Source organism: Staphylococcus sp. HMSC056G08 (assembly GCF_001812305.1).
Classification (GTDB): Bacteria; Bacillota; Bacilli; order Staphylococcales; family Staphylococcaceae; genus Staphylococcus; species Staphylococcus simulans.
Genome location: NZ_KV808441.1, coordinates 1 through 13,146 on the forward strand (window position 1 = coordinate 1; position 13,146 = coordinate 13,146).

The 13,146-nt window shown below is 36.4% G+C and carries 10 protein-coding genes and 2 tRNA genes; 1 reads left to right on the plus strand and 11 read right to left on the minus strand.

The window, feature by feature from the left end; all coding sequences use genetic code 11:
- Positions 1 to 178: 178 nt before the first annotated feature.
- From HMPREF2846_RS02075 to HMPREF2846_RS02115, 9 genes are all read right to left on the minus strand, one after another.
- Positions 179 to 1,435, minus strand: a complete 1,257-nt coding sequence (locus HMPREF2846_RS02075; protein WP_000566670.1) for an MrcB family domain-containing protein — start codon at positions 1,433 to 1,435, stop codon at positions 179 to 181.
- Between the two features lie 321 nt (positions 1,436 to 1,756).
- Positions 1,757 to 2,236 (minus strand): 23S rRNA (pseudouridine(1915)-N(3))-methyltransferase RlmH, encoded by a 480-nt coding sequence (gene rlmH / locus HMPREF2846_RS02080; RefSeq protein ID WP_070625474.1) that lies wholly within the window; start codon positions 2,234 to 2,236, stop codon positions 1,757 to 1,759.
- A gap of 458 nt (positions 2,237 to 2,694) precedes the next feature.
- Positions 2,695 to 3,495, minus strand: coding sequence for an MBL fold metallo-hydrolase (locus HMPREF2846_RS02085; protein ID WP_031262349.1), 801 nt, complete (start codon positions 3,493 to 3,495; stop codon positions 2,695 to 2,697).
- Positions 3,496 to 3,790: 295 nt separating this feature from the next.
- A complete protein-coding gene (locus HMPREF2846_RS02090; RefSeq protein ID WP_023014864.1) occupies positions 3,791 to 4,579 on the minus strand; it encodes a two-component system regulatory protein YycI in 789 nt (262 codons plus the stop codon).
- The gene (locus tag HMPREF2846_RS02095) at positions 4,576 to 5,910 is read right to left on the minus strand and encodes a YycH family regulatory protein (protein ID WP_023014865.1); all 1,335 of its coding nucleotides are present in this window, start codon (positions 5,908 to 5,910) and stop codon (positions 4,576 to 4,578) included. The genes HMPREF2846_RS02090 and HMPREF2846_RS02095 overlap by 4 nt, the downstream gene beginning before the upstream one ends.
- Positions 5,900 to 7,729, minus strand: coding sequence for a cell wall metabolism sensor histidine kinase WalK (walK, locus tag HMPREF2846_RS02100; RefSeq protein ID WP_002480278.1), 1,830 nt, complete (start codon positions 7,727 to 7,729; stop codon positions 5,900 to 5,902). The genes HMPREF2846_RS02095 and walK overlap by 11 nt, the downstream gene beginning before the upstream one ends.
- Before the next feature lie 11 nt (positions 7,730 to 7,740).
- Positions 7,741 to 8,439, minus strand: a complete 699-nt coding sequence (gene yycF, locus HMPREF2846_RS02105; RefSeq protein ID WP_002480279.1) for a response regulator YycF — start codon at positions 8,437 to 8,439, stop codon at positions 7,741 to 7,743.
- 373 nt (positions 8,440 to 8,812) lie between these two features.
- Positions 8,813 to 8,885, minus strand: a tRNA-Asp gene (locus HMPREF2846_RS02110).
- Positions 8,886 to 8,890: 5 nt separating this feature from the next.
- Positions 8,891 to 8,965, minus strand: a tRNA-Glu gene (locus HMPREF2846_RS02115).
- A 107-nt stretch (positions 8,966 to 9,072) separates the two neighbouring features.
- Here HMPREF2846_RS02115 and HMPREF2846_RS02120 point away from each other — a divergent pair.
- Entirely contained in the window at positions 9,073 to 9,966 is an 894-nt protein-coding gene (locus tag HMPREF2846_RS02120) for a YitT family protein (protein ID WP_002480280.1), read from the plus strand.
- Positions 9,967 to 10,079: 113 nt separating this feature from the next.
- Here the strand turns inward: HMPREF2846_RS02120 and HMPREF2846_RS02125 are convergent, their stop codons facing one another.
- Together HMPREF2846_RS02125 and dnaB are read right to left on the minus strand one after the other, a co-directional pair.
- Complete coding sequence (locus HMPREF2846_RS02125; protein ID WP_002480281.1) at positions 10,080 to 11,366, minus strand: adenylosuccinate synthase; 1,287 nt, start codon at positions 11,364 to 11,366, stop codon at positions 10,080 to 10,082.
- Between the two features lie 382 nt (positions 11,367 to 11,748).
- Entirely contained in the window at positions 11,749 to 13,146 is a 1,398-nt protein-coding gene (dnaB, locus tag HMPREF2846_RS02130; protein ID WP_070625476.1) for a replicative DNA helicase, read from the minus strand.

Below are 13,146 nucleotides of genomic sequence, written 5' to 3' on the forward strand. Positions count from 1 at the left end.
CGACAAGTCCGTAGGACTTTGTCGACAGTCTGACAAGATTCCTAAAGAATATAGGAATCTTGTTTCAGACTGTGGACAAACTGATTTTTTATCAGTTAGCTTATTTAGAAAGTTTTATTTAAATTACAGTTTCTATTTTTATTAGATCACAATTTTATTTTAGCTCTTGTTCAAGTAATCATTTTTCGCCAAAAACTTTATACTGAATAGCTTCTACATTAAATACTTTGTCAATGAGATCATCTACATCTTTAAATTCAGAATAATTTGCATATGGATCTATAAAATAAAATTGTGGTTCTTTACCAGAAACATTAAATATTCTTAATATTAAATATTTCTGCTTATATTCTTTCATAGCAAACATTTCATTTAGCGACATAAAAAATGGTTCCTCAATACTAGAAGATGTAGATGTTTTAATTTCAATAAATTTTTCTACAGCTTTATCTGTATTTGTTGGATCAAAAGCTACTAAATCATAGCCATGACCGTGTTGAGAGCCTGGATTATCATTTAAAATATTCCTAAACTGTTCTTTCTTATCTTCGTCTATTTTATTATCAATTAGCTCATTAAAGTAATTTAGCGCTAATTTTTCTCCAACTTTACCGGTTAATTTATTCTCTTTATTTGATTTTTCAATTTCTGAATCATTTTTAGTAGTCTTTGATACACCTTTTTTATATTTTGGAATTATTCCTTTAGGTGCTTCCACTTCCTTGAGTGTCTTATCTTTTTGTGCTGTTCTAATTTCTTCAATTTCGCTGTCTTCCTGTATTTCGTCTATGCTATTGACCAAGCTATCATAGGATGTTTTTGTAACTTTTGAAGCTAATTCATTAAATAGTTCTAAAAATTTCTTTAAATCCTCTAGCATATCTTCTTCTGTGAATCCTTCATTCAAATCATAATATTTGAATCTTATTGATCCATGAGAATATCCTGATGGATAATCATTTTTTAAATCATAAGATGAATCTTTATTTTCTGCGTAATAAAATCTTCCAGTATTAAATTCATTTGATGTAATATATTTATTGAGTTCGGAAGATAAAGTTAATGCTCTTTGTTTTGCAGCATTTTTATCCCGCGGAAACATATCACTTATCTTTGACCATCCTTGATTCAAAGATAAGTATATGCCTTCTCCTTCCGGATGAAAAAGATATACCAAATAATATCCATCCTTTGTTTCTTTTGTTATATTCTCATCATATATTGAAATCCAAGGAACTTTACTATAGTTCCCAGTAGCAACCTTCCCTACAACTGAATATTTATCTTCTTTTATATGCACTTTTAACTGCTTGGGTAACTTATCATGGACTAAAGTTTTATATAGATCACCTTTATCCCAATCAGATTTTTTAACTACATTATTGGTACGTTTCTCTTTAATTAATTTAAGGACCTGCATAAAGTTGTCTATCATTTGAAATTCCCTCCTATTATAAAATATATTATGTCTCATTTTCTTCAATATGTACTTATTTATATTTTACCGTAATTTACTATATTTAGTTGCAGAAAGAATTTTCTCAAAGCTAGAACTTTGCTTCACTATAAGTATTCAGTATAAAGAATATTTCGCTATTATTTACTTGAAATGAAAGACTGCGGAGGCTAACTATGTCAAAAATCATGAACCTCATTACTTATGATAAGCTTCTTAAAAACATAACAGCAATTCACATAAACCTCATATGTTCTGATACATTCAAAATCCCTTTATGAAGCGGCTGAAAAAACCGCATCATTTATGATATGCTTCCCCGCGCATGATCTTGAATGCTCTATATACTTGTTCAAGTAAGATGACACGCATCATTTGGTGAGGGAAGGTCATTTTGCTGAAGGATAAGGCGTAGTTGCTTCTGTTTAAGACATCTTGATGCAGGCCGTTTGATCCTCCGATGATGAAAGTGAAGTCGCTTTGACCTTGAACCATACGTTGTTGAAGGTTTTTGGCTAATCCCTCTGATGTTAACATGTTGCCTTTGATTTCTAATGTAATGACTGTGGATTGTGGTTTTACTTTCGCTAGTAGTCGTTGTCCTTCTTTTTGTTTCACTTGTTCTATTTCTTTATCGCTCATATTTTCTGGTGCTTTTTCATCAGGAACTTCGATGATTTCTATTTTTGTATAGGCACCTAAACGTTTTTGGTATTCTGCAATGGCTTGTTTCCAGTATTTTTCTTTTAATTTGCCTACGGCAAGTACAGTTATCTTCATCACATTCTCCTTATATCTGAATAGTTATTCGAGTTATCCACAGGTTATCCACCTATTCACAGCTTACTGTCTTAATAAGTGGCTTATGTATATAAATTCACTGCTATTCTTGTGTATTTTACCCACATTTCTGTGGTTAACTTGTAGATATGTGGATAACTCTGTTAATAATGTGGGTATTTCTCTGTGGATTGTGCACAAGTGTGGGTAACTTATCCTCATTTTGTGCATAACTTTGAGGTCAGTCTTACATAGTTATTCACAGTTTTACGCTTTCTTTACACAAAATTGTGAATAACTACCCTACGTGCACACTACCTTAGAAATTATACATTTTCTCCCTAAGTTTTATCTACACTTTTTCCGTTTTTTGTGATGACTTTTGTGTGTTTTTTTACTTTTCTTCGTAAAAAAAAAGCCAATGAAGTGGTTCGCTTCATTGGCTGTCTCTAACTTATTTATATCGTATAAATCGGTGTAGGTTCTGCTTTATCTGTATCACATAGTAGAACTTCTTTGTTTGTATCAATATCATGATGATTTAAGACTTGTCCTACACTCATACGCGCTAAGTCTTTCATATTGTTATCTTGTGATAAGTGAGAAAGATAAATACGTTTCGTGTTGCCTGTAATGACATCACACATTGCCATTGCTGCATCTTCATTTGAGACGTGCCCCATGTCTCCTAAGATACGTTGTTTGGTTTTCCAAGGGTAACGACACATGCGCAACATATCTACATCGTGGTTACTTTCAAACATGAAGGCATCACTGCCTCTGATCATACCTTTCATACGATCTGAAACATAGCCTGTGTCTGTAATCATCGTAAATTTTTTGTAGTTATTATGGAAAATATAGAATTGCGGATCAATCGCATCATGTGACACATTGAATGATTCAATATCGAATCCAGCTAATGAATGTGTTTCATATGGATTGAAAATGAATTTTTGATCCATTGGAATCTTGCTGTCTTTCTTTTCAATCGCTTGCCAAGTTTTTTCGTTGGCATAAATCGGTAATTTATATTTACGCGCAAGAACACCTAATCCTTTAATATGGTCAATGTGTTCATGCGTGACTAAAATCCCATTTAAATCTTGAATATTTTTATCAATCTTACTGAAGAGTTCTTCCATCTTCTTGCCAGTTAATCCAGCATCAACGAGCAGGCTTCCTTTATCACTTTCTACATAAGTGGCATTGCCTGTACTACCACTCGCAAGTACGCTCATACGTATCAAGCGATTCACCCTTTCTAAGTTTTTAACTGTTTCTATTTATTTTGGACATCCGGATACATTTTAATTATTATCTCAAATTATGATCTGTTTGTTAAAGATACGGCTTGGTCATACTGCCGTTTGAATGGCCGAACAGTGCCGGACCTCATCATTTTCAATTTTTACTTATCTATTGTACACCTAATTGATAGGTCTGCCCACCATATCAACTGAAATAGTTTCACACATTGAACATCCTATGTATAAGAGGAGTACCATCAGATTGATCTCATGATACTCCTCTTTGCTTATTTTATATTGTTGGTTATCTCACAATAATCTTCGGATTTTTTGAAGTCGCTTCAACATAGTACGTTTTCGTTTTCGTACTGCCAGCGTGATTAACTTTAATCTCCCAACTTGCTTGGAGAACTTGAACATTAGTTTCTCTCACTACTGAATAGTATCCTAAACGAATATTAGTGACTGCGTCATTACGTTTTAAATAACGGTTGAAGTATAAAGCTTCAATCGCATTACGCGCACTGATGACATGTTGTGCTTCGTTATTTTCACCTTTTGAAGTACTGAGCTCATGGAGCGCTGTTTGGCGATAACTGCTCGCTTCTTCGTCATCATTAATTTTAAACTTCAACATTGCTTTATCATTGTTCATAATCGGTAAACCATTAAAGGTTTGTTCGAACGTTTCTTCGTTATCATCTGTACTAAATAATTGGTAATCTTCACCTTTATAAATATTTTTCTTCATGTACATTTTAAGGCTGGTTACTTGATCATTGCTGACGCTAATCGGTGGGCTGATGTTACCTTGTGCGATTTTACCATCATCTTCTGTTTTAACTTCGTCTTTTGATTTCGCGTAATTCGTGAAATCTTTAGAACGACCTGTGACTAGTTGAACTTTCAATCCTCTGACATCTGGTAATTCTTTAGGAATACTGATTTCTTCTTGTCTGAAGTTGACTTCATTATTCCCTTCAGCATCATTAATGTAAGATTTATTGATTTTATTCACATACATCACAGCTAACATAATATTGATGATGAGGAACACGAAAATGAAGAGTGTCTTTGCGTACTTCCAATTCATGACTTAAGCCCTCCATTCTCGTAAGCATACCATTCACCATCATACTGCACATACCACTGTGGTACATACTCACTATTACGCTGAACTTCCATGTCATCTTCTTCTCGATCTTTCATCGTATAACCAATCGTGATATTCGTTATTTTCTTAAAGTCGATGGATGGATTATTCGCTAAGTTAGAACGTACTGTTTCTGCGCCAGGGAGTTTTTCCTTTTCTTCACCGCTATCAATGGTGATATTGCTTTTTAATAAAGAGCGTCCATAACTGAAAATACCTTTCTCACCCCAAGCCACTTGGATGGTACTTAAGTTATTTTCGTTAAATACAGGTACACCATTTAAAAACATTTGATAAGTTAACTCACCAGACTCATCATCCGTATCAAAGAGGCGGAAATCATCTGTAAAACCACCATGTGCGTTAATAAAGTCGAATGTACTAGGAATAGTTTCTAACATATTCTTAGATTTTGATTCATCTTCAGATAAGTTCATATAACGATAGAGTTCATTTTTAGAATCATATGTTGCGACACCTGTATTATTGTTGTAAGTCGTATTACCGCTTTTCGTACTACGCACCACTACAGAATCATTAAAGAGTATCGAATTCATCGTTTCCACACTAATGTGATTAAAAATCGTACGGTACGTTTTTAAATGTTGCGGCTTTTCAGGCGCAAAGATATGCGTTGCCGCATCAATTGTATTTCTATTCGTAATAATATCTGCGAACGGTATTAAATTCGGTTTGATTTTACCTACTAAGTCATTAACCTTGTTGCTTGGAATAGATGTTGTCATACGCATCACACGGTGATGGTCACTGCTGATGGCGTAAATGACTGCTGTATCCTTTTGCTCTGCATCAATCAATAAACGATTGAACTCATACTTATTTGAGACCTTCGCATCCATATTCAAGACTTGACCCAAATACATAGATAAAGGCATATCATACGCAAAGTCTAACACCAAGAAGTTATCGCTGAGTTCCGGAATAAATAGGTTATGCGCATGATAGACTTCATGAGCATCTTCAACCTCTTGATTCTTTAATACCTTCACAATATTACGGTTAATCGTACGGGTTTCTAAAGCACCTGTGAACTTATCATCATTCGAATACACCACTTGATATGGCGAAATAACACTCGCCATAGGTTCTGAATTCGCTTTGCCGATGGTATTCTGATTTGTTTTTTTATTATCTTGGCTTTCAAGATTCGCAAGGTCTGGTGAGAAGTTCCACATTAAATATGTCAGCACAATACTCATTAAGACTAAAAGTGTGAGAATCACGGATTTTGCTGCTTCTTTATGCCTCATCCCAATCACCATCTTCTATAACTTCACACGGTAATGTGATGAAGATTGAGGTACCTTGTCCCTCGACACTATTTGCCCAAATACGTCCGTTATGTGCTTCCACAATTTCTTTTGAAATCGCAAGACCTAAACCTGTACCGCCCATCTTACGTGTACGTGCTTTATCGACACGGAAGAAACGATCAAAGATTTTATCCACTTTATTAATCGGAATACCAATACCATTATCTTTAATACGAATCGTCATGCGGTTATACAACGGATTCGGTTTCACGTGAAACTCAACACGCTTGCTGCCACGTGAGTATTTCATCGCATTCGTAATGACGTTATCAAACACTTGTGTCATCTTATCTGGATCAATTTCCGCAAAGATTGTTTCATCAGGAATGTCACGCACAAACGTTACATCTTTTGAAGCCATCTCATGACGGTTGATGATTTTATTAATGAACATATTAAAGTCCACAATTTCTTTAGTGATTTGTTCTGTATCATTATCCATACGTGATAAATTCAATAAGTCATTAACCAAGCGAATCATACGTACCGTTTCTTCTCTTGTTACAGATAAGAACTGCGGCGCAATTTCAGGATCTTGCCAAGCGCCTTCTTCTAAAGCTTCTAAATAACTGTTCATAGAAGTTAACGGCGTACGCAACTCATGTGAAACATTCGCAACGAATTCACGACGTTCTTGTTCTACTTGTTGTTGTTCTGTTACATCATGTAACACCGCAATGTAACCTGTCACAAAGCCTGTGTCTTGTACAATTGTACTGAAGCTGACACGCGCAATAATACCTTCCGCTTCATTAATATCTAACAAGAAGCTATTATTATTTTCCTGCATCTCATCTAACGCGAATTCATCTTCTAAATCTAAGACACCCAACATGTTGTAACCCATAACATCTTCTTTAGACATACCTAGCATCTTCAATGCCATATCGTTCACAATACGCACACGTCCACGTCTGTCCGTCGCAATGACCCCATCACTCATATGTGTGATAACTGAGTCCAAACGACGTTTCTCACTTTCCGTATTCGCTTGTGCTTCTTGTACACGTTTTGACAAGTTGTTGAAGGCTAATGCCAGTTCACCGATTTCATCATTACCATAGATTTTTACACGTTGCGTATAATTACCTTTTGACATTTCAACCGTTTGGTTACGCATATCCGTAATCGGTTTAGTAATCGTACGCGCAATGAAGAATCCGAGTAATCCTGTGATAAATAAAGAAATCGCAGTACCTACAATGAAGATTTGGTTAAAGTTGTTTAATTGGTCATAAACACTATCGATATCCGCTTCAATATAAATATCACCGATGACACCTTTAGACGACTTCACAGGCAAGTTATAGATCCATACACGCTGTTTACCTTTACCATAGTCTTTCAGCATCGTATGGTCATTCGCTTGTCCTAATGAAAGTGCCTTTTGAATAGAGGTATCATTGGCTTTTTGATTAATGATACTGTTAGAAGATTGTTTCGTCGACGCGACTATAATTTGATCTTTATCAATATAGTTGATTTGTTCAATTTCTTGGCGGTTCGCATATTCATTAAGTAATTCTTGAATCTCTTTTTGCGTATTGACTGATTTGTCTTCTTCATTGACCTTCTCCACGTTGATCTCTATTTGTTTCGCGTACTGCGAAATATTATTTTTAAATGTCTGTGTTAATTCACGTTCTAAGTTATTGGTAAAATATAAACCAATAATCTGCATCCCAATAATAATTAACAAGACATAAACAATCACGAGCTTCGTGTGAAGGGACTGAAATTGTTTAAGCCATTTCATATCCTATGGCCTCAGTCGTGCTGCTGCAAGAAGTATCCGACACCGCGGCGTGTCACGATATATTCTGGATGTGACGGATCATCTTCGATTTTTTCTCTTAAACGACGAATTGTAACATCGACCGTACGTACGTCACCGAAGTAATCATAGCCCCATACCGTTTGCAGTAAGTGTTCACGTGTCATAACTTGTCCCATATGGTTCGCTAAATAATGGAACAATTCAAATTCACGATGTGTCAATTCAATATCTTTGCCGCGTTTCTTAATAGAATACGCATCTGGGTAGATGACAATATCTTTAATTTTAATTTCGTTCGGCGCATTATTTGCTTCTTGCGGTTGTGTATATTGACGACGTAAGTTCGCTTTCACACGTGCAATCAATTCACGTGTGCTGAAAGGTTTCGTCACATAGTCATCCGCACCTAGTTCTAAACCAAGCACCTTATCAATTTCTGAGTCTTTTGCCGTCAACATAATAATCGGCATTTCATATTTCTTACGTACTTCACGGCAGACTTCCATACCATCTCTGCCTGGAAGCATAATATCTAAGAGTACGATGTCTGGTTCTTCTTCATAAATTAAGTCAATCGCATCATTTCCGTCATATGCACAAAAGACTTCATAACCCTCTTTTTTCAAGTTAAATTCTAGAATATCAGCAATAGGTTTTTCATCGTCTACTACAACTACTTTTCTCGCCATAATCCTAAACCTCATTTCTAATCATAATCGTACATGAATAATTTTATTTAGACATAAGTATCTACTATATAATTTACCATTTCTAGCACGCCAATTCTATTTTTCATACCAAATTAATTCTATTATTGACTATCTATTTTTTCGGGTAAAAGACATTATGTGAAGGTATTGTAAATTTTATGTGGATTGCAGAAATGGGGATGTCTAAAAGAGAGGATTCATGCATGTTTATGCTATTGTAACATTTCATTACATTTTATACCTTGATTTTGTTTTTTAATAGCACGTTATCTAATTATAAAACTAACTATCTTAAACATAAAACAAGAAAAAGACAAAATAAAAATGCCCACCCTATTGGATGAGCATTGTACGGTCTCGACGGGAATCGAACCCGCGATCTCCTGCGTGACAGGCAGGCGTGTTAACCGCTACACTACGAGACCTAAAATGGTGACTCCTACGGGACTCGAACCCGTGTTACCGCCGTGAAAGGGCGGTGTCTTAACCGCTTGACCAAGGAGCCGTTTTTCAAGCACAAGATAGATTATAGCACAGCTCTTTAAAAAAACACAAGCAATTTTTAAAGTTTTTTTGTATAATTTTTACATAACCCATTTTAGGAGGCAAATTATGAATCAATCCACGCACTCTGGGGGTCATACAAAGAAAGAGAAAAAACTGTCTCTCACACAAATTATTATACGTATCCTTTTCTTAACGATAGGTTCAATGCTTACGGCAGTAGGACTTGAACTCTTCTTAGTTCCAAATAAATTGTTAGATGGCGGGATCGTCGGTGTTTCGATTATCTTATCTCATCTAACAGGTTTATCACTCGGTGTGTTTATCTTTATTCTTAACTTACCGTTTTTCTTCTTAGGTTATAAACAGATCGGTAAAACATTTGCGGTATCTACGCTTTATGCGATTACTGTCTTATCTATCGGAACTATGTTGCTCCATGATATCCCTGCAGTCGTTAGAGAACCTTTACTTATCACCATCTTCGGTGGTGCCATTGTCGGTATCGGTGTCGGTTTAGTCATTCGTGCCGGCGGTAGTATGGATGGAACAGAAATTATGTCCATTCTCGTGCATAACCGTTTGCCATTTTCAGTCGGTGAAATCGTGATGATCTTCAACTTCTTTATTTTCGCAGTCGCTGGTTTTGTATTCACATGGGAAAGTGCCATGTATAGTGTTGTCGCTTATTTCATCGCTTTTAAAATGATTGATTTAATTTTAATCGGTTTAGATGAATCAAAAGCGGTCTGGATTATCAGTGATGAGTATAAAGAAATTGGAGAAGCGATTAACGACCGTTTAGGGCGTGGTGTGACGTACTTACACGCAGAGGGTGCCTATACAGGCGATCCGCGTAAAGTCGTCTTCACGGTCATCACACGTGTTGAGGAAGCGAAATTAAAAGAAGTCGTTATTCAAATCGATCCGAACGCCTTCTTATCCTTCGGTAATGTTTCTGAAGTACGTGGCGGACACCATCGTAAGAAAAAAATTCATTAAACTTCATCATAAGCTTTATGAATACAAAAAATGCAATGCAGGTTCATGCCCGCATTGCATTTTTCTATATCATTGATTTGAAGTTGCTGTAATTACAACTTGTTATTTTTAAATTATGACCATAAAGGTTTTAACATATTTGTTTGTGTACGGTCTGGACCTACAGAGAAGATTGAGATACCTACGTTACATAACTCAGAAATACGTTCTAAGTAACGACGTGCGTTATCTGGTAATTCTTCTAATGATTGTACGCCTGTAATATCTTCAGACCAACCTGGTAATTCTTCGTAAATTGGTTTACAACGGTTCAACGCGTTTAAGTTTGCTGGGTATTCAGTGATTTCTTCACCATCTAACTCATACGCAACACAGATTTTAACTGTATCTAAACCAGTTAAAACGTCGATTGAGTTGATAGATAAGTCAGTAATACCACTTACACGACGTGAATGACGTAATACCACTGAGTCGAACCAGCCGACACGACGTGGACGTCCTGTAGTTGTACCATATTCACGACCTACTTCACGGATATGATGACCATCTTCATCGAATAATTCAGTAGGGAATGGACCATCACCTACACGTGACGTATACGCTTTACATACACCGATAACTTTAGATACTGATGTTGGTCCGATACCGCCGCCGACAGTAACGTTACCAGCAATCGGGTTACTTGATGTAACGAATGGGTATGTACCATGGTCGATGTCTAACATAACCCCTTGTGCACCTTCGAATAATACACGTTCATTAGCTACAAGTGCATCATCTAATAATTTAGGTGTGTCTGTTACATATTCTTTTAAGCGTTGACCAGCTGCATAGTATTCTTCGAAGATATCTTCGAAAGCTGGTGCTTCTTCATTAAACATACCTTTAAAGTATGCTGCTTTGTGTTCAAGATTTGCTTTTAATAAGCGTTCGAATGTTTCTTTGTCTAATAAATCCGCCATACGGATACCGATTCTTTGTGCTTTATCAACGTATGCTGGGCCGATACCTTTCTTAGTCGTACCGATTTTGTTATCACCACGAAGACGTTCTTCATACTCATCTTGTAATAAGTGGTAAGGCAAAATAACCTGTGCACGATTTGAAATACGCAAATTATTTGTTGGAATGCCGCGTTCATTTAATGCGTCCAACTCTTTTAATAATGCAACCGGATCAACTACAACACCGTTACCGATAACAGATAGTTTATCTTGATAGAAAATGCCTGATGGCACTAAGTGTAATTTATAAGTTTCTCCGCCGAATTTGATTGTATGTCCTGCGTTATTTCCGCCTGAAAAACGTGCAATAACGTCCGCTTGTTCTGCTAAAAAGTCTGTGATTTTACCTTTACCTTCGTCTCCCCATTGTGTCCCAACAACTACAATTGATGACATAAGAGCACCTCCAAGTTATTCTCAATTAACCATTCAATATTCTATCAATTGTAAGCGTGTAATGCAAATAGAAAACGAACATTAAATATTACAGATTTTTGGCAGTTCAGTGAACACTGAAACTTCCTCAAAAGTGATATAAACCCTTTAACACCAATGTTTTATACCGTTTATTACACTTTATATTACACATACTTATTGACAAAATAACCCTTTTAAATCGACTTAAAACCGTACATTTAAACCTAATACTAGTTTATTGTACGTAAAAATATTTTAAAATTCGTTTCTATTTCGCCTTATTTTTTCTAATTTCCCATTAAAAAAAGACCAAAACGCGCGTTTGGTCTTTTAAATTCATCTATAATTTCATTTTTAATTTTTACATCATATCTGCATGTGCATAATCAATGTCCGTGAATTTGTTGTATTGCTTCATGAAGTGCAATTTAACAGTTCCTGTCGGGCCGTTACGCTGCTTCGCAATAATGACTTCAATTTCACCATTATCATCATTTGTGACAGGTTCCATGCCGCCATCGTCATCTTCTTCACCGTCTTCACGATTATAGTAATCATCACGATATAAGAAAGCAACGATATCCGCATCTTGCTCGATAGAACCTGATTCACGAATGTCACTCATCATCGGGCGTTTATCTTGTCGTTGTTCAACACCACGAGATAACTGACTCAGTGCAATAACCGGACATTCTAATTCACGTGCAATCGCTTTTAACGTTCTTGAGATTTCAGATACTTCTTGTTGACGGTTATCAGACATACGAGAACCGCTTCCCATAATCAACTGTAAGTAGTCGATCACAATCATATCTAAACCATGCTCTTGTTTGAGTCGACGACACTTAGAACGTAAATCTGTAATTCTGATACCCGGTGTATCATCAATAAAGATTTTCGTTTTAGATAACTTACCGACTGCCACTGTGAAACGATTCCAGTCTTCATCTGTCATCGTCCCAGTACGTAAACGGTTCGAGTCTACATTTCCTGAACTACAAATCATACGTGTTGCTAATTGGTCTGCACCCATCTCTAGCGAGAAAATACCGACTGTATAATTGCTTTCATGTGTCGCAACTTTTTGCGCAATATTCAATGCGAAGGCAGTCTTACCTACCGAAGGACGTGCAGCTAAAATGATTAAATCATTTCGGTTAAAGCCTGCAGTCATCTGGTCTAAATCACGATAGCCTGTCGGGATACCTGGCGGTTGACCACTATTTTGGTCTAACTCTTCAGCATTCTCATAGACTTGTCCTAAGACGTCTCTGATATCTTTAAACCCTTCAGATTCTCTCGTAGATGCGAGTTCTAAAATCTTACGCTCTGCATCACTTAAAATATCATCTAAATCAAGTTCTGAATCATAACCGTCTTTCGCGATTTGATCTGCGACACGAATCAAATTACGTTTCGCAGCTAATTTATAAACAATCTCGCGATAGTACTCAATATTTCTTGTCGTCGGCACATTGCTTGCGAGCTCCGCAAGATATTGCGGGCCGCCCGCTTCACTCAATGTCCCTTCAGATGTCAACTGGTCCATTAAGGTTACGACATCTATTTCACTATTTTCCTCAAAGAGGTGCATCATCGCACGGAAGATGTGTTGGTGAGCGCCTCTATAAAAGGACTCAGGAAGTAAGACTCCCTGAGTTTCCCCCATGAGCTGTGGATCAATAATAATGGCACCTAAGACAGATTGCTCAGCTTCGTTGTTATGCGGCATCTGGTTTTGTTCATACATTCCATCCAT